We start from the raw sequence: 23,651 nt of genomic DNA, 5'->3' as shown, positions 1-23,651 counted from the left end.
GGGCGTATTATTCACCATATTAATTCAAGAAAGGACAGATTTTATATGGAAATTTCACACTCTCTGAATAGATATTGCAAATTAGAGATATAAATGCTATATTCATTGAGGTGAAGGAGTAATTATGTCGAATATATTAGGTCAAAGACTGAAGGCACGTCGAAAAGAACTACGTATTTCTCAACAGGAACTTGCTGTTGCTGTAGGGTATACATCACGTTCTACAATTGCCAAAATTGAAGCAGGTGTGATCGATCTTCCCCAGTCAAAAATTTATGATATCGCCGAGGCTTTAGAAACAACTCCAACGTACTTATTAGGTTTAGAAGAAGAACTTGAAGCTTTAACCGCAACAGCAATCGTTGAACATCTTCAATCTGTTACAGTTGATCAACTTGTTGAATGTTTTTCTCAATTAGATTTATATAGTTATGAAAAAGTAAATGAAGCAGTAGGTAAAGTAGCACTGGGTTACAAATAGAAAGCCATCATCTTTCGATGAAGGTAAAAAAAAGGAGCAAAGGCTCCTTTTTTTGTTCTTACTTATGTTTTTGATTTGATTTTGCCAAACAGTCCTTACAAATCCCCTCGAATGTAATGTCGTGATCTAACACGAGGCATCCTAATTCTTCTTCGACGAGTTGATGTAATTCTTTTCGGTAATCTAATTCCACATCTTCAATGCGATTGCATTCTCTGCATCTAAAATGATAATGATCGTGTAGATTTTTATCGTAGATAAATCCAAGTTCTGGATGTCTTACACGGTTTATTAATTTTTCATTATAGAGCACATTTAAATTTCGATAGACCGTCGCAATTCCAATTGATACATCACCTTCTTTAAGTTTTGTATGAATTTGATCTGCCGTCATATGACCTTCAGATGCTTGAATTAAATCTAAAATCTCTTGTCTTTGTTTAGTAAGCTTGATACTCATTATCATCACCATCTTAATTATAGCATAAAATATGCTTTTACAAGAATATTTGCTTTAATCTAACGGTCCCCATTAAAAATACTGTTCTTAACAATCACGTAATCAACCTTACGAATCGCTTCAAGATCGCGACCTCCAGCATAAGAAATGGATGATTGAAGATCTTGTTGCATTTCGCGTAGAGTATCCTCGATTTTTCCTTTATGTTCAATTAAAATGCGCTTTCCTTCAACATTTTTATGTTCACCTTTTTGAAATTGTGATGCACTTCCAAAATATTCTTTGAATGGAACGCCATCAACTTCAATTGTTTCTCCAGGTGATTCTTCATGTCCTGCAAATAATGATCCAACCATACACATCGTAGCACCAAATCGAATTGACTTAGCGATATCACCATGATCTCGGATTCCTCCATCTGCAATCAAAGGTTTGCGAGCGGCCTTAGCACACCATGATAATGCGGATAATTGCCATCCACCTGTTCCAAACCCAGTTTTTAATTTCGTAATACATACCTTACCCGGGCCAATACCCACTTTCGTAGCATCTGCTCCTGCATTCTCAAGTTCACGAACCGCTTCTGGGGTTCCCACATTTCCTGCAATCACAAATGTGTTTGGTAAGAATTCTTTTATGTGCTTAATCATTCGAATAACTTGCTCAGAATGACCATGCGCAATGTCGATTGTAATATAGTCAGGAATGACATTATCTGCTGCCAATCGACGTACAAAATCATACTCGTCATCTTTTACACCAACACTAATGGATGCATATAGACCGCGTTGATTCATATCTTGAATAAAGCCATAACGACGTTCCTCGTTAAAACGATGCATAACATAAAAATAATTATGTTCTGCTAACCAAATAGCGAGCGGTTCATCGATTATTGTTTGCATGTTTGCAGGAACAACAGGCATTTCAAAGGTTCGATTTCCCAATTTAACGCTTGTATCGCATTCAGAGCGACTTTTCACAATACATTTATTTGGAATTAATTGAATATCTTCGTAATCAAATATTTTCATTACGGCCTCCTATTTATTCTCGTGATAGTAAGAATAGAGCTCGTTTTTTGAAACACCATTCTCTTTGGCCACAGAAGAAATTGAACGTGAAACAGAATTTCCTGCATTAATCTGTTCCTTAATGCGAATGATTAAATCATCAAAGTTTACTTCTGATACATCAGTGTTCGCCTCAATAACAATTACAAACTCACCTTTTATCGTCTCAACTGACTCCATAACCTCGGTAACCGTACCACGTATAAACTCCTCGTGCATTTTTGTAATCTCACGCACAAGACAAATCTTTCGATTACCTAACACATCATACACGATTTCGAGTGTCTTTTCTAATTTATGAACTGATAAATAATAGATTGTCGTCATTGGTAAATCCTTGTTTTGGATTAATTGTTTTTTAAGTTGGCTTTCTTTATGCTCCATAAAGCCCATAAATGCGAAAGGTTGAACAATAAGTCCCGATGCAACCAGTGCATTAAGAAAGGCACTACTTCCTGATATTGGGACAACATTATAGCCCGCGGCAATGACATCGCGAACTAATGTTTGGCCTGGATCAGAGATTAATGGATATCCTGCATCACTGACTAAACCAACACTTAAGCCTGATTCCAATAAATCAAGAATCCCTTTAGTTGATTCTTGTTCATTATGCATATGATGGCTGATCATTTTTGTGTTGATATCAAAGTGTGAACAGAGCTTGCGTGCATTGCGTGTATCCTCTGCCGCAATAACATCAACATTTTTCAATGTCTCAATCGCTCTGGGTGTCATCTCATTCAAATTTCCTATTGGTGTTGCAACCAGGAATAGTGTTGGTTTTTCGTTTTTAAAACTTTGTTGTTTTATCATAACATTCTCCTAAAATAGATAAACCTTTAATCGAAATTAAAGGTTCTGATAGTATTTCGTTAATTCATAAGCAAATTGATCAATGATAAGGTTAATATTGACGCCCGGTCGAATCCGATCTTTTAAGCTTAAAACAATTTGAAGCAGATGAATACGATCTTCATTTGTAATGTGATTTGTTCGAACTTGGATTGTTTGTTCGTGTTGACCTTGTAATGAGAACGATAATTCGAATAATTCAAAGAGTAATACCAATCGTTCCCGATCCAATCTTTTTTTCTTAATCCCCTCAACTTGTAAGGTTAAGATCGCCGACAAATAGTCTCGTTGATTTAAAGATTCAAGTACATCAAAGAAAATTGAACTGGCTTCTCTATAGACGTCATCATTAATCTGATGATTTAGTTCTTCACTATTTTGATTCATCCTCGATAATAAATAAGCATCAATTGGATCAATCCCTTGTTTACATGCCACATCAAATAACATTTGATGATTCATCGATTCCAAATGGATTGTGAGACATCTGGATCGTATGGTCTCAAGAACACGATTTTCATTGCGTGTTGTTAAGATTGCAACGATATCACCTTCTGGCTCTTCTAAGAATTTCAAAAGACTGTTCATCGCCTCTACGGTCGCATTATCCACATCTTCAATAATGTAGACTTGGTGCCCTGATGTTTCTATTGATGATTGACTGAAATATTCCTTGAGATCAATGATTTCTGATTTCTTAATACTTTGTTCTTTACCACTAAGTATTCTAAAATCCGCATGGTTTTCATTGTTTATTCGTTGGCATGTAAGACAAGAACCACAGGCACCAATGTCTTGTTCGCAACACATCATACTCATTGCCATGTATTTAGAAAAATCAAGCGTTCCATAATCTCCAACGATTAAATAGGCATGGGAAACACGATTTTTTGATTGTTGACGATGAAAGAGATTTAGCGCTTTAACCTGACTTGAAACATTATTCATGATTCAAATGTTTCTCAATAATCTTAATAACATCGGAAGCAACATCATCAATCGATTGATGCGCATCCACAATCTTAATACGGTTTGGGAAACGACGAATCACTTCTTGATACCCTTCATATACTTTCTCATGAAAGACATCGCCTTCGAGCTCTAAACGATCTTTATATCCACGAACACCAATTCGATTTAGGCCTTCTTGTGGTTTGACATCCAAAAAGATTGTTAAATCGGGCAGAAAACCATCAATAGCGAACATGTTTATATCCCATACATCATCAATACCAATACCTCGAGCATAACCTTGATAAGCGAGTGAGCTATCAATAAATCGATCACATATTACCAATTCACCTCGGTTTAGTGCAGGTTGAATTTTCTCAATTAAATGTTGTCGGCGACTTGCAGCATAGAGCAAAGCTTCGGTACGATCATCCATTTCTTTATGATCCGGATCAAGAATCAGTTCTCTAATTTTCTCAGAAATACGAATTCCTCCAGGTTCTCGAGTACAAAGGACGGGTTGATTTTTTTTCTCAAAATACTCCGAAACGATCTTGGTAATTGTTGTTTTACCACTTCCCTCAGGACCTTCAAATGATACAAATAATGTCATGTTGCCACCTCTTCTTTGAATATTATAGCATGGTATAGCGTGGTCTATTCTAAAAGTTGTGTGTTTTATCATTTTGGATTATTATGTAAGAGAAGAATAAAACTTTAGAGGAAAAAATTATGATCCAACAAATTAAAAAAGGATTTCAAAAAGCATCAAATGACAACGTCTATATGATTGTTTTAGGGATTGTTGTACTCTTAATCGTTATTAATTATTTTCTTAATACGACGGTCCTCACAATTCTCACGCTCTTGATGTTTTGTGTCGCTTTTGGAGTTCTTATCAAACACATTATAAAGAAGGAAGATTAGATGGTAAGAGATGGCTTAAAACTAAATGAAGTATTAAAGTATCAAGGAAAAATTGTAGATGTATATAATGTTGAATTTGAAACACAAACTGGCATGTTTGAAGCTGAGATTTTAAAACATGATGGCGGTGTCTGTATTGCCGCAACCCATGACGATCAAGCATTCTACTGTGTTGATCAATATCGTTATGGTGTTGAACATATTATGCAAGAGTTCCCTGCAGGAAAAATTGATAAAGGTGAGTTGCCACTTGATGCTGCGCTAAGGGAATTGCGGGAAGAAATTGGATTTGTAGCGAAAACACTTGTTCCACTTGGATACATTCATCCATCACCCGCATATCTTGACGAAGTCTTGTATCTTTATTATGCATCGGATTTAGATTATGTCGGCCAAGACCTCGACGACAATGAAGTGCTCAATGTTTATACTCGTGATCTTCATGATATTATTACTGATATCGAAGCAAATAATATTACGGATGCAAAAACTATTTCCCTTGCTTACAAAGTAAATCATTATCTATCACAAAAATAATGAGCCAACCGTCCAATTGGTTCGCTTTTTTTTTATGCTTCTTCACTAATTGCTCACATAAAATGGTAATATATTAAAGACGAGAAAGGCGGTACTTATATGTGTACAGGAATACAAGTAATTTCAAAGCAAAATAATACTTATTGGGGTAGAACTCAAGAATTTGATACATTTTTGCCCGTTTGTGGCGTGCTTGTCCCTCGTGGAACAGCAATTAATCATATGCTTTCACCCATTGTAGCGAAAAATGCTGCAGCTGGCATTAGTCTTCATGATTCGAACCAGGATCTTTTATTTATGGATGGTATGAATGAACATGGACTCGTAGGTGGGAGTTTCTATTATGGAAATGATTACTCAGATTATGCACCCACCAGTGCAATTGAATTGATGGGTAAACAGGCCTTAAGAGGAGAGGAATTTGTAACTTGGGCTCTACTAAATTGTGATTCGATTGTCGATTTACACCGTAAAGCAATTAAAGAGGTCGCAATATCCAACGAGCCTAATATTCATGGTAATGTAATCCCTCAACATTATGTTTTTGTAGACCGTACAGGAGCTAGCATCGTTCTTGAACCTTCCTCCGCCGGTTCCTTTGATATTTATCCCAACGAGATTGGAACCTTCACCAATCAGCCTGAATTTCCTTGGCATGTTCAAAACCTTCAAAACTATGTCTCCATGAACAATCAAATTTATCCTTCACGTAAGTTTGGTAAATTTGAAAGTTTGAGTTCTGGTACGGGGAATGGATTGTTTGGCTTACCCGGAGACTATACACCACAATCGCGATTTGTAAGGGCAACAGTCTTGAATAGCCTCTCAAATCAACCCAATGATGACCAAGCACTTGATAAAGTTTTCCGCGTCCTCAATACCTTTGATATTCCTTACGGATTGATTGTCGATGAAAAAAACCAGGTACAATACACACAGTATACCTCTGCATACGATTTAGAGAATAGAACGGTTAACATCTCAACCTACGAGAATAGACAAATCCAACAATTTTATTTTGATCCCTTATTGGTTAATAATCATGAGATTATTCGCTATGAGATTAAACGTAAGCAGATGATCGAAACAATGAATAAATTATAATAAGCATTAAAAAAAGAGTAACATTAAATGTTACTCTTTATTTTTTGTTATTCTGTTTTAGGTAAGATGAATACTTGTTCTTCTGACTTCGACAAGAGATGTTTGCCTCGAGCATAGTTTTGAACATAAGTAGGATCTTGAAGTTTTGCCTTCTCAAGAGCAAGTTCACCTTGTCTTGTTTCGAGTACTTTTAAATTCGAGCGCTCGCTTTTTAGTTGTTGATTCAATTGGAATGTTGATACTAATTCTTTTGCAGATTTAGATAACATCAGGCATGAAACGGATACTATCAAAATACCAAGAATGATTGATGCAAATTTAATTGTTGGATTCTTAGCTATTCGCGGTTTCGTAACTGTTTGTCCCATCTTTCCACTTCTCTTTCTTTTTTTGTTAGTTTATTTATCTATATTCATTATACTGACATTCTCAAAAATTGCAAGAGTTGTCAGTTTTCTGAATCGCTTCTATCGATCCGTTGATCTGAAATAAGTTCATACATCGGCGGATTACTTCGTAAAATTTTGTCGCTTAAAAATGTAACTTCTATTTTAATATGGCGATGTTCAAATCGAATTTCAATTACATCTTCAAGTGTAACCTCTGATGATGGTTTTGCTTTCTTTCCATTAATAAAGACACGCTCATCATCAGCGAGTTCTTTCGCCACAGTACGGCGTTTAATGATTCGTGATACTTTCAAATATTTATCAAGTCTCATAGTGTTTGCTCCTTTAAATTTTCGAGTATATAAATCAAATCTTCTGCCCACTCTGTATACATTGGCATGGTAATAATGATTGTTTGATTTAGATACTTTATCTTAATTTCACTCGACTTTTCAGAGATTAATTCAAAGAGATGGACACCATCTACTTGACTACTATATTCCTCTGTAAAGACTAATTCTACTTTATTAACACGTTCTTTAAATGACTTAATGCGCTGATCATTTAAGAATAATTCCAGACGTGTTTTTTCCAACAGCATTTTAACTGAATTTGGTAATTTCCCATAGCGGTCATCAATCATCTCATGAAACTGCTTCAATTCATCCAGTGATTGGATTTGGTTAATTTGTTGATACAGATCTAATTTTTCGCCATCATCACTTGCGAAGTCTTCGGGTAAATATCCATCCACTTTAAGATTGAATCGTTCTTGTGCTTCAACATCAATAACCTCTTTACCTTGTCTTTTCGCAATGGCCTCTTTAAGAAGTTGTACGTATAAGTCGATACCTACAGTATCAATAAATCCCGACTGATTACCACCAAGGAGTTCTCCGGCACCACGAATCGTTAAATCACGCATTGCAATCTTATATCCACTACCAAGCTGTGTAAATTCTTTAATTGCTTGAAGTCTTTTTTGTGCTAACTCCGTTAACCCACGTTTATTGGGTACAACAAAGTACGCATACGCTAAACGATCTGACCGTCCAACGCGTCCCTTGATTTGATAGAGCTGTGACAAACCAAAACGATGCGCATTGTCCACAATGATCGTGTTGGCATTTGGAATATCAATTCCAGTTTCGATGATTGTTGTACAAACTAAAACATTAATTTCCTTACTAATAAATCGTATCATCACATCTTCAATTTCATGACGTTCCATTTGGCCATGCACAACAGCTACACGTGCATCTTCCACATGATTCGCAATGACTGAAGCAACAGAGTAAATTTGCTCTACATTATTAAATAGGTAGAAAACCTGGCCTTCCCGACTAAGTTCTTTGGAAATAATATCATTAAGCGTTTGTTGGTTTTTTTCAATGATATAAGTCATTACCGGAAGACGGTTTGATGGCGGAGTATTGAGTTGTGATAAACTACGAAGTCCAATTAGAGACATTTGAAGTGTTCGTGGAATCGGAGTCGCACTGAGTGATAAAACATCCACAGAAACTTTAAATTCCTTAATACGCTCTTTATGTTCCACCCCAAATCGCTGCTCTTCATCAATAATTAGTAATCCTAAATCTTTAAACTTTACATCGCGTGATAATACACGGTGTGTTCCCACTAAAATATCAACTTTGCCATCTTTGACCCGTTCAATAATTTCCTTTTTTTCTTTATCTGATACAAAGCGATTTAAAACTTCAATCGTCACAGGAAAATCACTCAATCGTTCTTTAAGAGTTCGTGCATGTTGTTGTGAGAGGATTGTTGTAGGACAAAGGAAAACGACTTGTTTATGATCTACAAAGGCTTTAAACGCTGCACGAATGGCTACTTCGGTTTTTCCAAATCCAACATCACCACAAAGTAAACGATCCATCGGAACATTTCGTTCCATATCCCGTTTAATTTCTTCAATGGCTGTTTTTTGATCATGAGTTAATTCATATTCAAACGCATCCTCAAACTGTTTCTGGTATTCCGTATCGGGACTAAAAGCAAATCCACTTGCCTCCATTCTTGAAGAATAGAGCGTTACGAGTTTATCTGCCACATCGGCAACATCTTGTTTAATACGTTCTTTGTTCTTTTGCCAGGTACTTGTACCAAGCTTGCTCAGGCGAACTGATGCTGCCTCTCGTGACATAAACTTACGAACCAGGTTAAATTGTTCGAGAGGTACGAACAGTTCATCACCGTCACGATATTGAATGCGCATAAAATCTTTATGAATTCCTTCAATTTCTTTGGTAGTAATTCCCATATACTTACCGATACCATATTGGCGGTGCACAACATAATCCAATGTATCGAGATCTGATAATTGATTTAAAGATTCTGCCTTTAAAAACTTATTATCGTATCGGAACATCTTTTTCTTATACTTATACAATTCACTTGCTGTATAAACGACCGTATCAATATCTTCTAGAATAAATCCAGAGGTGATATGACCGTATTCAATATAGATTCCATTTGTAGTTGGTTTGTCTGTTAACACCTGATACTCAATACCTTGATTTAGTAGCGTCTTAACAAAATCTTCCATAGTATCTTCATCGAGTATGATGATTACTTTTTGTGTTATTGCCTCTTTACGAAGCCACTTCATGGTTTGCTCTATACTTTCCGATACAATATTGGGTGCGTGCCAAGGAATAAAAGCTTCACCCTCGGTTTGATATTCAAAAATTTCACGATACGTATGTTTTGCTTTAATCCGTTCAAATGACTCGAAAATATCTGAGACATAAATCATTTGATTCATCTCATACTGTTCTTCAATAAACGTGTGAGCATCTAAGGTATTTTGTTTAAGTGTTCTTTCAATAGCTTCAATCGGGCTCATGTACGTCGTTGAGTCACTTAAATAATCATAAATCGTCGCATAGTTTGACCAAAATGAGAGCAGAGGGTACAACGATACATCAAACTGATTCATTTGTAATAATTCTCGTTTTTGTTCCATTTCATGAATCAAATCATCATTATCGATTCCCTCGATTTTTTGCGTCAATGAATTACTGATTTCTAAAATATCCTGATCGTTAAGAAGAATATCTGTCGCAAATGCAATCATCGCTTCATCAACTCGCGATAGCGATCGCTGATTCTCAATGTCAAAATATCTTAGACTATCTACTTCTACATCAAAAAATTCAATTCGAAGTGGCTGCTCCATTTGGATAGAAAACACGTCACAAACACCACCACGAATTGCATATGTAAATGGCTTTTCAACATATTTAACACGCGTATACCCCAGTCGTTCGAGCTCACGTGCAAGTTGGAGCGGTTCCCACTCATCACCGGTCTTAATGTTGATTATCGAATTTTTAAGAACTTTCAACGGGGATAATTTTCTTACTGAAGCAATTGCATGCGTAATACAAATATCAAAGTCTCCGTTCACAATTTTAAATAATGCATCAATTCGATTCGCTTTCATAATTTCTGATTGAACAATAGCCTCAACACGTAGTGACTCTTCATGGTTGTAATAAACTACATTTGCATTTTCATCAAGATGTTTTATCTCATTATATAAATTTGATGCTTGCTGTTCGTTTTCCTTAATTATAAACAAAGGTTTTTTACTTACTCTACTGGATCCTAGAACTAATAAAGCTTCTTGAACCACGCTTAAATGGGCAAAAATACTTTTGCCCTGGGTGTACTCTTTAACAAGTTCATGCTTTTCTAAATAATTATATAACCAATTCATTTTTACACTCTTACATTGTATTCATTCATCAATTGATCAGTCCGTTTTCCACTGATAAAATCACTTACGCATCGAGCACCCAATGAAATTGCTGTTTCTTCATCAATTTTTCCAAGTACCCAATCAACTGTTTTTATTTGACTGCTTTTACCAATTCCAACTTTTAGCCTTAAAAATTCATTTGATCCCAAATGATCAATGATGCTCTTAACACCTTTTTGTCCACCTGACGATCCTTTTTCGCGAAGTCTCAGTGATCCGACGGTAATATCCATATCATCACTAATAACAAGAAGATCTTCAAGATCAACATTATAATAACGCATGACTTCTCCGACTGATTCTCCTGAGAGATTCATATATGTTTGTGGTTTAACCAAAACGACTTTTTCAGTACCTACAAACGTTTCAGCAATAAGTGCTTTAAATTTATTCGTTGTGATCGAAACACCTAATTTCGATGCAACTTCATCAATAACCAGAAAACCTGCATTATGTCTTGTATTCTCATACTGTTTTCCGGGATTTCCTAATCCTACGATTACTTTCATACATTCCTCCATTAAGCAAAAAAGAATAAGGGACTCCCCTTACTCTTTGTTTGGATCATAGACAATCTTAAGATGACGGTCTCTTCCTGAACCTTCACTTTGTGTGCGAATTCCTGGAAAATCAGTCAATTCTTTATGAATCACACGACGTTCGTCGTTTGGCATTGGGTCTAAAGATGCGTCAATTTTAGAACGACTAACATTCTTAGCAATCCGTTTTGCCATTGCCTTAAGTTTTTGATAACGATCTGTTTTATAGTTGTTTATATCAATCATAACGTAAAAACGACGTTTAAACTCGGAATTAACTGCATGTTTGAGTAACATATTCATGCCTTCCAATGACTTCCCATTTTTACCAATTAGGATTGCATTGTTTTCTGCATTCAATGATACTTTAACGTTATTATTCTTAACAGTAATTTCTTGTTCAACTTTTAATCCCAAACCGGTAAAGAATTTATTAAAATATTCTTCAACAAACAATTTGACATCATTAAGGGCAAACACTTCAGCAGTAACACTCGCCCCAATGCCTAAGAAACCTGATTTTTCTTCGATGACATAGTAGATAAGATCACTTTTTTCAACATTCTTTTCTTTAGAGACATTGTTTAGAACATCATCTAAAGACTTAGCTGTATATTGCTTCACGTGTATTCCTCCCTTTTTTATTTTGTGCCGTATTTATGATTAATAAATAATGTTTGTACTAATTGTGCAAGAGCTGAAACCATCCAGTATAAACTCATACCCACTTGCCAGTTAAGAGCAAGAACTACAATCATAATAAGTGATGAATACATCATCATATTTGCTTGATTAGCAGGTTGTTTTTCATATGAACGTTTACGAAGTTTTTGTTTTGCAAGATATTGTGGCAAGAACATTGAAAGGAACTGTGATATTGCCATTAGAATGAAAATTACAATGATAATAATATTTCCTTGAGTAAATCCTTGCATCGGCGTTACTTCTAGAGTTTGTCCAAATACCGTACCATTAATGATGGCTTCTGAACGCATAACAGCTTGATACATTGCAATCATAATTGGTAACTGAAGGAATGTTCCACCTAAAGCACCCATTGGATTAATTTCATGTTTTTCAAACAACTTTTGCATTTCAGTAGCTTTTTGAAGTTTGGCTTGTTGATCATTTCGACCTTGATACTTCGCTTCAATTCGAGCTTGTTCAGGACCAATTAATTGCATTTTTTGTTGTTGAACTGTTGCTTTAATTGAACCTTTGATTGTAATAAGCTTAATAATCAATGTTACAACAACAATTGAACCAATGGTTCCAATGTATTGTGAGAAAAAGTTTAATGCTTGTGCAATTGGCCATACAAAGAGCGCTCCAAACCATGTGTCGGTACCCCATGACCATGCATCACCTAAACTAATAATCTTGTCAGCGTATACTTGTTTCGTTTGTGGATCAATAACTTGAGTACATCCCGTTAATGCTAATAGCAAAATACTGAATATAATCAGTTTTTTATATTTTTTCATATCTATCTCCTAATCTAAAATACTCACTTTACATTTTAACCGTTTTTATTAGGTTTTCCAAGTCTTTTCGATTTTCCTCATAACTCTGTTCGTAATATTTTTTTCGAACTAGAACGATGTAATCGTAAGGTGTATCAAACATGTTGATGTCTTGGAGCATACTTCTTATTTGACGTTTTGTTTTATTGCGCACTACTGCATTTCCTAGTTTTTTAGGTGCTGCAATTCCATATCGCGAGTGATTTTTAGTTTTTCTATTTATATATACTGTAAAAGCTTTGGTATTTTTAAATCGACGAGCCCCCATGATTTTTTGGAATTCCGCTGCTTTTTTTACTCTATATTCTTCTCTCATTTTTTTCACTTCCATTATGACAAAAAAGTCACCCATAAGGGTGACTGTTATGCAGATAACACTTTTCTTCCTTTTGATCTACGACGTGAAAGCACGCGGCGACCGCCTACTGTTTTCATACGGGCTCTAAAACCATGGACCTTTTGGTGTTTCCGTTTGCTCGGTTGATAAGTTCTCTTCATGAAAACCACCTCCAGTTCTTTATATATACGAAGAGCAAATGCTTTAAAATTATATAAGAAATACTTTTCAATGTCAATAAAGTGCCTTAAATAACGTTTTGATTATCTGATTCACCATCTAATTGATACTATTTCATTCTAACTTTATAGAATTATCATCGCTATTGTAACACATTCATCTTTCAATCACGATATTTTTTTCAATTTTTTTTATTGATCGGAGCGCCTTTAAATAATTCACAGGTAATAAAAGAGTGAGCATTCCTCTTTAAAATTAGTTGATGCTTGCCCTTTTATTACCAATATCGAATTATTTTCGTTCGAAAATGCTTTTGGTTATCCACTTTTTCATGCATATGCAACGAAATGTTGGTAACTCTATCGGATTCGTGGGATAAATTTAGTGGAAGATTTTAATGATTAAAAAATCAGTGGATAACTATAAACCATCTTTTATACGAGTTCATAACAATGTTTATCAACAGATTGTGGATAGTGTGGATAAATGCATCATACCCTTTTATAAGTAGCTATTTTCATGTTGAGATGTCTGCGTATAAATGACAAAAATCAAGCTCTACATTTTTTGTCAACGCTATGTTGAGAATGTATTTAAGAAGTCCACAATTTATAAACATTCATAATTTTGTGGACAACTGTGGATAACTATCAAAATAAGCATTAGAATAGCCGTATTCCACAGTAGATTATGTGGATAACTTGTTGGGAGTTTTTTTGTCTATGGAATTGTATTCTAAATTTGATATTATAGAACTTGCAAAGGGGTATTTGAATATGACAACTATGAAATTTTATTTAGAAGATGTGTGGGGAAAAGTAAAGCTTGCGATCAAGGAAAGCAATCATTTCGATGAGCCCATTTATAATACTTACATCGAAGATACAAACCTTGCTGCGTTGGATGAGACAAAAGCGATTATTGTGGTCCCAACCTATCTCCAAAAAGTAATTCTTTCTGAAGAAATTCCTTTTTTAAATGATGTTATTAATCAAATTTTAGATAAAACATCTATGGTTTGTGAGGTTCTGCTTGAAAATGAATTCAAGAAAAATATCGCCGTTCAAGTTCCTGTTCAACCTCAAATTCCAGTCGTTGTTCGTAATGATGGCATTGCCCCAAATCAAACTTTTGATAATTTTGTCGTTGGTCCAAGCAATAAAGAAAGCCATTCTGCAGCATTAGGGTGTGCGTATCGCCCTGGACAATTTTATACGCCCCTATTCATTTATGGAAACTCCGGTCTAGGAAAAACACATCTTTTAAATGCAATTGGAAATTACATCAAAAAACTAAATCCAGATGCACGTGTCCTTTATACGTCTAGTTCAGATTTCGTTAGACAAGTTGCTAATTCAATACAGAATCGCACGATTGAAGACTTTAAAGAACAAATGTATAATCTCGATGTCTTACTTATTGATGATATCCAGTTCCTCGCAGGTAAAGAAAAATCTCATGAGATCTTCTTTCATATCTTTAATGAACTTATTTACAATAAGAAACAAATTGTTATTACAAGTGACCGCCTTCCTACCGAGATAAAAGGTCTAGAAGACCGCTTAATCAGTCGATTTTCTTCAGGTCTTTCGGTCGGTGTTGATTCCCCGGAATTTGAGACCTCACTTGCCATTCTTGAATTGAAAATCAAACATAAAAGTGTTGATCCAGGATTATTTGATGAAGATGTTTTAAGCTACATCGCCTCTAATTTTTCTAAAGATGTCCGTATGCTAGAAGGTGCCTTAAATCGACTGCTCTTTTTCTCGATTGAGTTTTCTCAAAATGACCATATTGACATTAACATCGCAATGAACGCCTTTAAAACAAATGGGGAACCTATTAAAACAAATGAATTGGATACAAAGACCATTAAACGGATTGTTGCAGATTACTATGGGTTAACCCAAGCTCAGCTTGTTTCAAAGGCTCGAACCAAAGCAATTGCAAATGCCCGACACATTGCAATCTACTTATGTCGTAAGCATCTTGATTTGCCTTACAATAAAATTGGTGAGGATTTTGGAAAACGTGATCACTCTACAATTATTAGTGCTTGTGACAAGATTGAAAAGAAACTTAAAACGGACCAAATGCTGGCTCGTGCTGTTTATGAACTTGAAGCCAAAATTAAATAGTTATCAACAGTTATCCACACTTTAATAACACCGTTTTTCGTAAGTATTGTCGCTTGTTTAGAGTGTTTTATACAAGTTATACACTTATCCACAGGCCCTAGTAATACTAATTAATTATTTAATACTAATAAACATATCGCCTTGGAGAATAATTTACTTAAAAGTTCTCGCAGTGATCCATTTATTTTTATAAAAAAGAATATAATAAAAAGTACATAATATGATATAATTAATACAATAGTGTTTATCATTTGGAGGGTTATATGAAGTTCAATATAAAGAAACAATCATTTTATAAAGCATTGTCCTCTGTAGGACGTGCAGCATCTACACATTCACCATTACCAATTCTTTCAGGAATTAAATTTGAATTAAGAGATGATGCTCTAACATTAATTGCAAGTGATTCTAATATTTCAATTAAAGAAGTTCTTTATGCGAATGACGAAAATAAATTGAACGTATATGAAGAAGGGGAAGTTGTTTTAGAATCTCGTTATATTCTTGAAGCAGTTCGAAAACTTGATAGCGATTTTATCGACTTTGAAATCATTGATGGTGCTTTAACACGTATTAGTGGAAATAAAGCAGAATACAACATCAATGGTAGTAAAGCAGAACTTTATCCAACAATTGATTTTACAAAACCAACAAAAGAATTTAAGATGCCAGGCTTTAAACTTTCTGAAGTAATTCAACAAACTGCTTTTGTTTGTTCGACAAGTGAAGATCGTCCAATATTTACTGGAGTAAATTTTAAAGCAGATGGGAATGTTATGAATTGTGTTGCTACGGATAGTTATCGATTAGCCAAAAAATCAATTGAACTTCCTACACCAATGGATTTTAATATATGTATTCCAGCAGTTAACCTTTATGAAGTAGCAAAAACGATTAGTGATAATAAAGATGTTCATATTGCTGTTTCTGATAAACTTGTTCAATTCTATGTCGATTCAACGTTAATTCAATCTCGTTTAATTGATGGATTATTCCCCGATGTTAATCGATTAATTCCTTCGGAATATGGTTTTGAACTCACAGTTAATAGTCACGATATGATCAGTGCAATCGATCGATCCTCTTTCTTAAAGAGTGATGGATATTGGACTGTTAAATTGGAGGCATCCAATGATGGTGTCCTAATTAGTTCTAAGTCACAAGAAATTGGTAGTTCAGAGGAAATTTTAAGACCGATTGATTATATTGGTGGTAACTTAAAAATCTCATTCAGTGGACGTTATATGATTGAAGCCCTTAAATCATTTAAAACAGATATCGTTAAGATTTTATTTGTGGGAGAAATGCAAGCGTTTATTCTTAAAAACCCAGAAGACGATTCAATTGTCCAACTTGTTTTACCTGTAAGAACATTTGATTAACGATTATGTTAAAGAATCAAAGACATTTACAACTTATCCACTATATTGATTTGCATCAATTTGCTAAAGTTGAAGAGCTTGCACAACTTGTGGATGTTTCCGAAATAACCGTTCGTCGAGATATTAATGAGTTGGATGAAAAAGGGTTAGTTCATAAAGTACATGGTGGTGCGACATCCATCACAATTCGTGATTATTCAAATGATGTTGAATTACATACTCGAAATGATGTGAATTCAGAAATCAAAGACCAACTCGCTAAAACAGCTGCAGCGTTGGTTAAGCCGAATAGCGTCGTGTATCTTGATGCAGGAACATCTGTTTCGCGGATGATACCGTATCTTAAAGATAAGCATGTTACTGTGTATACACATGGATTGCATCATGTTGATGCGTTAGTTCAATTTGGTATTGAGTGCTATGTTATCGGTGGATTTGTGAAGCCGACAACTCGTGCAGCAGTGGGTGGATTAAGTACTCAATATCTAAAGCAAATGAATTTTGATCAATCCTTTATCGGATTTAATGCTTTGGATGCAGATTTTGGTTTTTCCACACCGGATGAAATGGAAGCAGTAACAAAATCTACGATTGTTGCGCAATCATCGCAGGTATTCTTTATTGGGGATAGCTCTAAGTTTAATAAGCGCTCCAGTGTGAGTTTTGCGTTATCAGATGATGGATTGCTCATTACGGATAAAGATCCAGGCGAAGCATATAAAAATTATGATATTAAAATACAAGGTGAACACTAAGTTCACCTTTTTTTATAATTTGAATATAAATGATATTATATGATAAATAATGTTTGAAACCACTTACATATTGTGTTATTCTATATTTAGGAGGAAATTAATATGATTTATATCGTTACACTTAACCCTTCGATTGATTACCTAATGACACCTAAAACGTTATCACTTGGCGTTACCAATCGTTCTCAAGAAGAACAGATACGTATTGGTGGAAAAGGGATTAATGTTGGTATTGTTTTAAACAATCTGGGACAATCTTCTACATGTATTGGTTTTCTTGGAGGTTTTACAGGGAATCATGTTCGTGAAGAATTGAAAAAATATCCTCTGCTTGTTGATGGGTTTATGGACGCAAACAATCCAACCCGCATAAATATTAAACTCGATTATAAAGGTGAGACTGAAATTAATGGTAGTGGTCATCCGATTGATGACGCTTTAATTGAAGAACTTTCCACATTTATCACGACACTTACTCCGAATGATTTTGTAGTCTTAACTGGAAGTGTTGCATCGGGCATGTCTTACGACTGGTATGTCTCAGTTTGTGAGGCATTGAATAAACAAAATATTCCCTTTGCAGTAGATGTCAGTTCCGATAAACTCATCGATATGATCGCTTATCATCCGCTTCTTATCAAACCGAATCAGGATGAAATTCGTGCAATTCTTGGCATCGAAGAAAACGATTTATCATTAGAACGTTTAATAAGTGAGTCAAAAATACTTATTGAAAGGGGGGCTCGTAATATCATTGTCTCACTTGGATCACAGGGATCTCTATTGATAACTGAAGATGCATGTTATCGAGCTTACGCGCCGGAAGGTGTCTTAGTGGATTCTGTAGGTGCTGGAGATTCTATGGTTGCTGCATTTATTTATGGTTATGTAAATAAATATTCATTACTTGAATCGTATCAGTTAGCGTGTGCTGCGGGAAGTGCAACTGCATTTTCGGACCATCTTGCATCAGCGACATCAATATCTGAATTAAATGAAAAAATAATTATCGAAAGGATCGATTAATAATATGAAAAATATAACTCAAGTTTTAAAACCAAATCTTGTTATTTTCGAATTAAATGCATCATCTAAGGAAGAAGTCCTATCTGAAATGACTCGAAAACTAAGCAAAGAGGGAATTGTTTCAAATGAACTGTCGTTTATCGAAACACTTAAAGAACGCGAGGCCATTAGTACAACGGGTGTTGGAGATGGTATTGCAATCCCTCATGGTCGAAGTTCAGTCGTATCAGAATCTGTTGTCGTCTTTGGTCGAAGTGATAAGGGCATCGATTTTGATTCTATGGATGGTGAGCCAGCCCATTTGTTCTTTATGATTGCAACTCCAGAAAATTCTGGGGATGATCATTTAGCGATTTTATCTACATTATCAGGTTTACTCATGAAATCAGAAGTTCAAGAAGCATTAAAAACTGCTTCAACGTATGATGAACTTGTGGCGGCTTTTGATGTTGATCAAGAAGAAAAAGAGAATAATGATAATAGTGAATCTTTTGTAGTTGCGGTAACAGCATGTGCAACAGGGATTGCACATACGTATATGGCAGCAGAAAAGCTTCAAGAAACAGCTAAAAACAAAGGAATCGCAATTAAAGTCGAAACAAACGGTTCTTCGGGTGTAGGAAATCGTTTGACACAAAGTGATATTAATAATGCTGATGCAGTTATTGTTGCCGCAGATATTAATGTAGAGATGAATCGCTTTAACGGAAAAAAATTAATCAAAGTTCCGGTTGCTTCCGCAATCAGTCATCCCGATTCTCTTATTGATAAAGCATTAACAGAATCGGAAATCTATACGTCATCATCTTCTGTAACATCGAGTGAGGAAAATGAAGGCAGTAATCTGTATAAACATCTCTTAAATGGTGTATCACACATGCTCCCATTTGTTGTAGGGGGCGGTATTCTAATTGCGATTGCATTTATGCTTGACCAATTGATGGGAGTTCCAACAACAGAATTAGGACAGCTTGGTTCATATAACGCATTTCCAGCGATTTTAAAAGATATTGGTGGGCAAGCATTTGGATTTATGTTGCCTGTACTCGCTGGTTATATTGCTTACAGTATCGCTGATCGTCCAGGACTTGTTGTAGGGTTTGTTGCTGGAGGTATTGCTTCGGCAGGTGGAGCAGGATTTTTAGGGGCATTAATTGGTGGTTTCTTAGCGGGTTATGCAATGAACATGATTAAAAAACTTCTTGCAACGCTTCCACAAAGTCTTGATGGTATTAAGACAATCCTCTTGTATCCCGTTTTAGGTGTACTTGTGACCGGTTTATTAATGGTTTTAATTAATATACCGATGAAGTCCGTAAATGAGGCGATGAATGGCTTCTTAAATGGTTTATCAGGTACCAATGCAATATTGTTAGGTGCATTATTAGGTGGTATGATGGCTGTAGACCTTGGTGGGCCAATTAATAAAGCTGCTTATGTGTTTGGAACGGGTACGTTAGCTGCAACTGCCGCAGGGCAAGGTAGCGCTGTTATGGCTGCTGTTATGGCAGCAGGGATGGTTCCACCACTTGCTGTTTTTGTTGCTACACTGTTCTTTAAACACAAATTTAAAGATGAAGAACGTCAAGCTGGTATGACAAACTTAATTTTAGGTGCTTCGTTCATTACTGAGGGAGCGATTCCATTTGCATCCAGTGATCCTCTTCGTGTTATTCCAAGTTTCGTTGTGGGTTCTGCCTTGACAGGAGCCTTGTCATTAGCATTTAATATTACCGTTAACGCACCACATGGAGGTCTCTTTGTGATTCTTCTTGTGAGTCAACCACTCTTATATATTCTATTTATCATTATTGGTTCGATTGTTAGTGGGCTTTTAATGGGTATTTTAAAGCGTAATTAGTTCTTTTTTAACACAATTATCATGAAACCACATTTGGTTTAAAGAATGTGGTTTTTTGTGCGTTATATGAGCCGTAAAAAGATGATTTTAATTCGTTTTTATAGTATAATAATAAGGTAATAAAAAGGATGGGTGCTATGAAAAAAGAGACTCAATATATCACTGTAGGGCAATTTCTAAAAGTGGCGGATTATGTTAATTCAGGTGGAGAAGCGAAACACCTCATTCATACGTTTTCGATTCAAGTAAACGGTGAAGAAGAGAACCGACGCGGTAGAAAGTTGTATCCTGGAGATGTTGTTGTAATTAACGGTAATAAACACGAAATCACAACAGAACATGAAGGTTAAAAATCTTGAATTAAGGCAATTTCGAAATATTTCGAATCTCAATCTATCATTTAACAAAAACATAAATGTTTTTGTAGGGGATAATGGTCAGGGGAAGACGAATATTATCGAGTCGCTTGTCTATCTTTCTTCAGGGCGATCCTTTCGTGTTAATTCGGATGAATATCTCATTCAATACGGTAAGGAATTTTTAAGTGTTATTGCCGATATTGAGGATCAGAATAATACTCAAAACCTTAAGGTAGTACTCAGTACTGCTGGAAAGTATCTTCAAGTAAACCAACAACCATTAAAAAAAATGACCGAGTTTATCGGTCGTTGTAATGTTGTGCTGTTTAATCCTGAGGATATTAACTTTTATTCTAATAGTCCGAGAAAAAGACGAAGAGAAATTGACTTTGAATTGGGGAAAATGTCAAAGCGGTATCTCAATCAATTAAGTTTGTCGAATAAGTTACTATCAGAACGCAATGCGTACTTGAAAAATAAAAGTGTTGATCGAGATTATCTAGAAATTTTAACGGAAAAATTAGTGGATGCGTCTATTTTGATTATTGAAATGAGAGCAAAATTTGTTCAAGCGCTCAATCCAATCATTAATCACTATTATCATCTACTCAGTGATTCTGATGATCATATCGTTCTACATTATAAAGCACCGATTACACTCGAAGGGGATTTGAAGGTGCAATTATTATCAAAGATGCAAGATTCATTCCAACGTGACTGTGATTTTAAAGTCACACAGAATGGAATTCACCGCGATGATTTTATTTTTATGATAAATGATATTCCTGTTGTGAATGTATCATCTCAGGGACAAAAGCGAATGCTTATAATTGCTTTTAAACTTGCGATTGTGGAATTGATTTTTCAAAGTCGTAAAACTTATCCAATTTTGTGTTTAGATGATTTGTTTTCTGAATTGGATAATGTCAGACGTGAGCGTGTTCTAAACGTGTTACACGAAGAAATGCAAGTATTTATTACTACTACAGATTTAGATTATATTAAATCCAAACGCGATAAGACGGTCTTTAAAGTTGTTAGTGGTAATGTAGAGGAGGTTATTTAATGTCGAATACAAAAGTAGATCATTCATATACGTCTTCCGATATTCAAGTTCTTGAAGGATTGGAAGCGGTACGTAAACGACCTGGGATGTATATTGGTACAACTTCATCCCGTGGTTTACATCATTTGGTTTGGGAAATTGTAGATAATGGGATTGATGAAGCTTTAGCAGGATTTGCGACAGAAATTGTTGTGAATGTCGATAAAGATAATGTAATTTCTGTATCAGATAATGGTCGTGGGATTCCAATTGGAATTCATGCGAAAACAGGCGTTTCAACAGCTGAGACGATCTTTACAGTACTCCATGCCGGAGGAAAATTCGGTGGTGGTGCATATAAAGTATCGGGAGGTCTTCACGGTGTTGGGGCTTCTGTTGTTAATGCGTTGTCAGAATGGTTGGAAGTTAAAATTTATTTGGATGGTACAGAATACTATCTTCGTTTTGAAGAAGGTGGAAAAGTAGCAATACCACTTAAAGAAGTTGGTAAAACAGATAAAAAAGGAACAACGGTTCGATTTAAGGCTGATCCTACTATTTTTACGGAAACAACTGAATTCTCACATGATATTTTACGTGATCGTTTACGTCAAATTGCATTTTTAAATAAGGGAATTAAACTTGTTTTCCAAGATGAACGTGAACCTGAAGAAACAAGACATCTGGAATTTATTTACGAAGATGGGCTCCGTGAATATGTTCAGTATATGAATGCGAATAAATCTCCAATACATGAAGAGATTGTTTATTGTGAAGGAGAAGAAGAAGGAATACTCGTTGAAGTATCAATGCAATATAATGATGGTTTTACGCCAAACATTTATTCATTCTGTAATAATATTAATACACATGAAGGTGGAACCCATGAAGATGGGTTTAAACTCGCATTAACACGTGTAATTAATAATTATGCAAAAGATCACAATCTACTTAAAAAGGATGATGATGGATTTTTAGGGGACGATGTTCGTGAAGGACTCACCGCAATTATTTCTGTAAAACATCCTGATCCTCAATATGAAGGACAAACTAAAACTAAACTCGGTAATAGTGAAGTGCGTAAGATTGTTTCTAGTGTCTTTGGTGAGCAATTAGAACGTTTCTTGATGGAACATCCGGATGACGCTAAAATCATCGTAGATAAGGCTGCAATCGCATCGAAAGCGCGTGTTGCTGCTCGTAAGGCGCGTGAGTTAACACGTCGAAAAGGGGCTCTTGAAGTTTCTTCTTTACCTGGAAAACTTGCGGACTGTTCAAATCGTAATCCATCTGAGTGCGAAATTTATATCGTCGAGGGGGATTCTGCGGGTGGTAGTGCTAAACAAGGCCGCGACAGCAAATTCCAAGCGATTCTACCGCTTCGAGGTAAAGTTATTAACGTAGAAAAAGCACGCCTACATAAAATATTTGATAACAATGAAATTCGTATGATGATTACAGCATTTGGTACGGGTGTATCAGATGAAATGGACATCGAAAAATTACGTTACCATAAAATTATTATTATGACTGATGCGGACGTCGATGGTGCACATATTAGAACGTTATTATTAACATTCTTCTACCGATTCTTAAGACCGCTCATTGAAAATGGATTCGTCTATATCGCGCAACCACCACTTTATAAGATTTCTCGTGGAAATAAGATTGCTTATGCCTATGAGGAAGAGGAGTTGGATGAACTAAAGGTCGAATTTGGAGACCGATTTAACGTACAACGATACAAAGGTCTTGGGGAAATGAATCCGGAGCAGTTATGGGATACAACCATGGATCCAGAAACACGTACATTAATACAAGTTACAATTGATGATGCAATGGAAGCCGATGTTATTTTTGAAACCTTAATGGGTGATGAAGTGGCACCGCGTCGTGAATTTATTCAGACGAACGCTGAATATGCTGATTTGGATATTTAGGA

Annotated in this window: 25 protein-coding genes; 12 read left to right on the top strand and 13 right to left on the bottom strand. The window is 35.5% G+C overall.

Annotated features, from left to right (window positions below; all coding sequences use genetic code 11):
- Window positions 1-124 precede the first annotated feature (124 nt).
- Window positions 125-481: a helix-turn-helix transcriptional regulator gene (locus EPJ90_RS05615; protein ID WP_161636876.1), complete on the top strand. Its 357-nt coding sequence runs from the start codon at window positions 125-127 to the stop codon at window positions 479-481.
- Between the two features lie 58 nt (window positions 482-539).
- Here EPJ90_RS05615 and EPJ90_RS05610 read toward each other — a convergent pair whose 3' ends face one another.
- Genes EPJ90_RS05610 through tmk form a run of 5 tightly spaced genes read right to left on the bottom strand, consistent with a single transcriptional unit; the run spans window position 540 to window position 4,433 of the window.
- The gene (locus EPJ90_RS05610; RefSeq protein WP_161636877.1) at window positions 540-941 is read right to left on the bottom strand and encodes a Fur family transcriptional regulator; all 402 of its coding nucleotides are present in this window, start codon (window positions 939-941) and stop codon (window positions 540-542) included.
- Between the two features lie 59 nt (window positions 942-1,000).
- Window positions 1,001-1,975, bottom strand: coding sequence for a GMP reductase (gene guaC / locus EPJ90_RS05605; RefSeq protein ID WP_161636878.1), 975 nt, complete (start codon window positions 1,973-1,975; stop codon window positions 1,001-1,003).
- Window positions 1,976-1,984: 9 nt separating this feature from the next.
- The gene (gene rsmI, locus EPJ90_RS05600; RefSeq protein WP_200542769.1) at window positions 1,985-2,830 is read right to left on the bottom strand and encodes a 16S rRNA (cytidine(1402)-2'-O)-methyltransferase; all 846 of its coding nucleotides are present in this window, start codon (window positions 2,828-2,830) and stop codon (window positions 1,985-1,987) included.
- A gap of 36 nt (window positions 2,831-2,866) precedes the next feature.
- Window positions 2,867-3,817: a DNA polymerase III subunit gene (locus EPJ90_RS05595; RefSeq protein ID WP_200542768.1), complete on the bottom strand. Its 951-nt coding sequence runs from the start codon at window positions 3,815-3,817 to the stop codon at window positions 2,867-2,869.
- Window positions 3,810-4,433, bottom strand: a complete 624-nt coding sequence (gene tmk / locus EPJ90_RS05590) for a dTMP kinase (protein WP_200542767.1) — start codon at window positions 4,431-4,433, stop codon at window positions 3,810-3,812. Before tmk ends, EPJ90_RS05595 begins: the two co-directional genes overlap by 8 nt.
- 119 nt (window positions 4,434-4,552) lie before the next feature.
- Here tmk and EPJ90_RS05585 point away from each other — a divergent pair, with 119 nt between their 5' ends.
- From EPJ90_RS05585 to EPJ90_RS05575, 3 genes are all read left to right on the top strand, one after another.
- A complete protein-coding gene (locus tag EPJ90_RS05585) occupies window positions 4,553-4,747 on the top strand; it encodes a hypothetical protein (RefSeq protein WP_125163893.1) in 195 nt (64 codons plus the stop codon).
- A complete protein-coding gene (locus EPJ90_RS05580) occupies window positions 4,748-5,284 on the top strand; it encodes an NUDIX hydrolase (protein ID WP_125163892.1) in 537 nt (178 codons plus the stop codon).
- Between the two features lie 99 nt (window positions 5,285-5,383).
- Entirely contained in the window at window positions 5,384-6,388 is a 1,005-nt protein-coding gene (locus EPJ90_RS05575; protein WP_200542766.1) for a linear amide C-N hydrolase, read from the top strand.
- 47 nt (window positions 6,389-6,435) lie between these two features.
- On the opposite strand, the gene EPJ90_RS05570 is transcribed toward EPJ90_RS05575, so the two are convergent.
- The 8 genes from EPJ90_RS05570 to rpmH form a co-directional block, all read right to left on the bottom strand.
- Window positions 6,436-6,756 (bottom strand): FtsB family cell division protein, encoded by a 321-nt coding sequence (locus EPJ90_RS05570; protein ID WP_125163887.1) that lies wholly within the window; start codon window positions 6,754-6,756, stop codon window positions 6,436-6,438.
- An 80-nt stretch (window positions 6,757-6,836) separates the two neighbouring features.
- Complete coding sequence (locus EPJ90_RS05565) at window positions 6,837-7,109, bottom strand: RNA-binding S4 domain-containing protein (protein WP_161636884.1); 273 nt, start codon at window positions 7,107-7,109, stop codon at window positions 6,837-6,839.
- Window positions 7,106-10,522 carry a transcription-repair coupling factor gene (gene mfd, locus EPJ90_RS05560; RefSeq protein WP_200542765.1) on the bottom strand — a complete coding sequence of 1,139 codons (3,417 nt, stop codon included), beginning with the start codon at window positions 10,520-10,522 and terminating at the stop codon, window positions 7,106-7,108. Before mfd ends, EPJ90_RS05565 begins: the two co-directional genes overlap by 4 nt.
- A 2-nt stretch (window positions 10,523-10,524) precedes the next feature.
- On the bottom strand, window positions 10,525-11,073 hold the full coding sequence (pth, locus tag EPJ90_RS05555; protein WP_125163884.1) for an aminoacyl-tRNA hydrolase: 549 nt from the start codon (window positions 11,071-11,073) through the stop codon (window positions 10,525-10,527).
- Between the two features lie 39 nt (window positions 11,074-11,112).
- Window positions 11,113-11,727, bottom strand: a complete 615-nt coding sequence (locus EPJ90_RS08695; RefSeq protein ID WP_161636886.1) for a protein jag — start codon at window positions 11,725-11,727, stop codon at window positions 11,113-11,115.
- Window positions 11,728-11,744: 17 nt separating this feature from the next.
- On the bottom strand, window positions 11,745-12,587 hold the full coding sequence (gene yidC / locus EPJ90_RS05545) for a membrane protein insertase YidC (protein ID WP_161636887.1): 843 nt from the start codon (window positions 12,585-12,587) through the stop codon (window positions 11,745-11,747).
- Window positions 12,588-12,615: 28 nt separating this feature from the next.
- Complete coding sequence (gene rnpA, locus EPJ90_RS05540) at window positions 12,616-12,978, bottom strand: ribonuclease P protein component (RefSeq protein ID WP_244660385.1); 363 nt, start codon at window positions 12,976-12,978, stop codon at window positions 12,616-12,618.
- 11 nt (window positions 12,979-12,989) lie between these two features.
- Window positions 12,990-13,124, bottom strand: coding sequence for a 50S ribosomal protein L34 (gene rpmH / locus EPJ90_RS05535; protein ID WP_003774176.1), 135 nt, complete (start codon window positions 13,122-13,124; stop codon window positions 12,990-12,992).
- Between the two features lie 795 nt (window positions 13,125-13,919).
- On the opposite strand from rpmH, the gene dnaA reads away from it, so the two are divergent.
- From dnaA to gyrB, 8 genes are all read left to right on the top strand, one after another.
- Window positions 13,920-15,281: a chromosomal replication initiator protein DnaA gene (dnaA, locus tag EPJ90_RS05530; RefSeq protein WP_161636888.1), complete on the top strand. Its 1,362-nt coding sequence runs from the start codon at window positions 13,920-13,922 to the stop codon at window positions 15,279-15,281.
- A 263-nt stretch (window positions 15,282-15,544) separates the two neighbouring features.
- Window positions 15,545-16,663: a DNA polymerase III subunit beta gene (dnaN, locus tag EPJ90_RS05525; protein ID WP_161636889.1), complete on the top strand. Its 1,119-nt coding sequence runs from the start codon at window positions 15,545-15,547 to the stop codon at window positions 16,661-16,663.
- A 5-nt stretch (window positions 16,664-16,668) separates the two neighbouring features.
- Window positions 16,669-17,418, top strand: a complete 750-nt coding sequence (locus tag EPJ90_RS05520) for a DeoR/GlpR family DNA-binding transcription regulator (protein WP_161636890.1) — start codon at window positions 16,669-16,671, stop codon at window positions 17,416-17,418.
- A 102-nt stretch (window positions 17,419-17,520) separates the two neighbouring features.
- Window positions 17,521-18,444 carry a 1-phosphofructokinase family hexose kinase gene (locus tag EPJ90_RS05515; RefSeq protein WP_161636891.1) on the top strand — a complete coding sequence of 308 codons (924 nt, stop codon included), beginning with the start codon at window positions 17,521-17,523 and terminating at the stop codon, window positions 18,442-18,444.
- 4 nt (window positions 18,445-18,448) lie between these two features.
- Window positions 18,449-20,305 (top strand): PTS fructose transporter subunit IIABC, encoded by a 1,857-nt coding sequence (locus EPJ90_RS05510; RefSeq protein WP_161636892.1) that lies wholly within the window; start codon window positions 18,449-18,451, stop codon window positions 20,303-20,305.
- A gap of 128 nt (window positions 20,306-20,433) precedes the next feature.
- Window positions 20,434-20,655 (top strand): RNA-binding S4 domain-containing protein, encoded by a 222-nt coding sequence (locus EPJ90_RS05505; RefSeq protein WP_200542764.1) that lies wholly within the window; start codon window positions 20,434-20,436, stop codon window positions 20,653-20,655.
- Window positions 20,645-21,730, top strand: a complete 1,086-nt coding sequence (recF, locus tag EPJ90_RS05500) for a DNA replication/repair protein RecF (RefSeq protein WP_161636893.1) — start codon at window positions 20,645-20,647, stop codon at window positions 21,728-21,730. Before EPJ90_RS05505 ends, recF begins: the two co-directional genes overlap by 11 nt.
- Window positions 21,730-23,649, top strand: a complete 1,920-nt coding sequence (gyrB, locus tag EPJ90_RS05495) for a DNA topoisomerase (ATP-hydrolyzing) subunit B (protein WP_161636894.1) — start codon at window positions 21,730-21,732, stop codon at window positions 23,647-23,649. The genes recF and gyrB overlap by 1 nt, the downstream gene beginning before the upstream one ends.
- The last annotated feature ends 2 nt before the right edge of the window (window positions 23,650-23,651 follow it).

Source organism: Erysipelothrix sp. strain 2 (EsS2-7-Brazil) (genome assembly GCF_016617655.1).
GTDB classification, from domain to species: Bacteria; Bacillota_I; Bacilli_A; order Erysipelotrichales; family Erysipelotrichaceae; genus Erysipelothrix; species Erysipelothrix piscisicarius.
Note: the sequence above shows the minus strand (reverse complement) of the source record. Positions and strands in the feature narration are given on the sequence as shown.

Excerpts from the sequence above, each read along its gene's own strand:
- EPJ90_RS05615 (WP_161636876.1), top strand. The coding sequence starts at position 125 with ATGTCGAATATATTAGGTCAAAGACTGAAGGCACGTCGAAAAGAACTA.
- EPJ90_RS05610 (WP_161636877.1), bottom strand. The coding sequence starts at position 941 with ATGAGTATCAAGCTTACTAAACAAAGACAAGAGATTTTAGATTTAATT.
- guaC (WP_161636878.1), bottom strand. The coding sequence starts at position 1,975 with ATGAAAATATTTGATTACGAAGATATTCAATTAATTCCAAATAAATGT.
- rsmI (WP_200542769.1), bottom strand. The coding sequence starts at position 2,830 with ATGATAAAACAACAAAGTTTTAAAAACGAAAAACCAACACTATTCCTG.
- EPJ90_RS05595 (WP_200542768.1), bottom strand. The coding sequence starts at position 3,817 with ATGAATAATGTTTCAAGTCAGGTTAAAGCGCTAAATCTCTTTCATCGT.
- tmk (WP_200542767.1), bottom strand. The coding sequence starts at position 4,433 with ATGACATTATTTGTATCATTTGAAGGTCCTGAGGGAAGTGGTAAAACA.
- EPJ90_RS05585 (WP_125163893.1), top strand. The coding sequence starts at position 4,553 with ATGATCCAACAAATTAAAAAAGGATTTCAAAAAGCATCAAATGACAAC.
- EPJ90_RS05580 (WP_125163892.1), top strand. The coding sequence starts at position 4,748 with ATGGTAAGAGATGGCTTAAAACTAAATGAAGTATTAAAGTATCAAGGA.
- EPJ90_RS05575 (WP_200542766.1), top strand. The coding sequence starts at position 5,384 with ATGTGTACAGGAATACAAGTAATTTCAAAGCAAAATAATACTTATTGG.
- EPJ90_RS05570 (WP_125163887.1), bottom strand. The coding sequence starts at position 6,756 with ATGGGACAAACAGTTACGAAACCGCGAATAGCTAAGAATCCAACAATT.
- EPJ90_RS05565 (WP_161636884.1), bottom strand. The coding sequence starts at position 7,109 with ATGAGACTTGATAAATATTTGAAAGTATCACGAATCATTAAACGCCGT.
- mfd (WP_200542765.1), bottom strand. The coding sequence starts at position 10,522 with ATGAATTGGTTATATAATTATTTAGAAAAGCATGAACTTGTTAAAGAG.
- pth (WP_125163884.1), bottom strand. The coding sequence starts at position 11,073 with ATGAAAGTAATCGTAGGATTAGGAAATCCCGGAAAACAGTATGAGAAT.
- yidC (WP_161636887.1), bottom strand. The coding sequence starts at position 12,587 with ATGAAAAAATATAAAAAACTGATTATATTCAGTATTTTGCTATTAGCA.
- rnpA (WP_244660385.1), bottom strand. The coding sequence starts at position 12,978 with ATGGGTGACTTTTTTGTCATAATGGAAGTGAAAAAAATGAGAGAAGAA.
- rpmH (WP_003774176.1), bottom strand. The coding sequence starts at position 13,124 with ATGAAGAGAACTTATCAACCGAGCAAACGGAAACACCAAAAGGTCCAT.
- dnaA (WP_161636888.1), top strand. The coding sequence starts at position 13,920 with ATGACAACTATGAAATTTTATTTAGAAGATGTGTGGGGAAAAGTAAAG.
- dnaN (WP_161636889.1), top strand. The coding sequence starts at position 15,545 with ATGAAGTTCAATATAAAGAAACAATCATTTTATAAAGCATTGTCCTCT.
- EPJ90_RS05520 (WP_161636890.1), top strand. The coding sequence starts at position 16,669 with ATGTTAAAGAATCAAAGACATTTACAACTTATCCACTATATTGATTTG.
- EPJ90_RS05515 (WP_161636891.1), top strand. The coding sequence starts at position 17,521 with ATGATTTATATCGTTACACTTAACCCTTCGATTGATTACCTAATGACA.
- EPJ90_RS05510 (WP_161636892.1), top strand. The coding sequence starts at position 18,449 with ATGAAAAATATAACTCAAGTTTTAAAACCAAATCTTGTTATTTTCGAA.
- EPJ90_RS05505 (WP_200542764.1), top strand. The coding sequence starts at position 20,434 with ATGGGTGCTATGAAAAAAGAGACTCAATATATCACTGTAGGGCAATTT.
- recF (WP_161636893.1), top strand. The coding sequence starts at position 20,645 with ATGAAGGTTAAAAATCTTGAATTAAGGCAATTTCGAAATATTTCGAAT.
- gyrB (WP_161636894.1), top strand. The coding sequence starts at position 21,730 with ATGTCGAATACAAAAGTAGATCATTCATATACGTCTTCCGATATTCAA.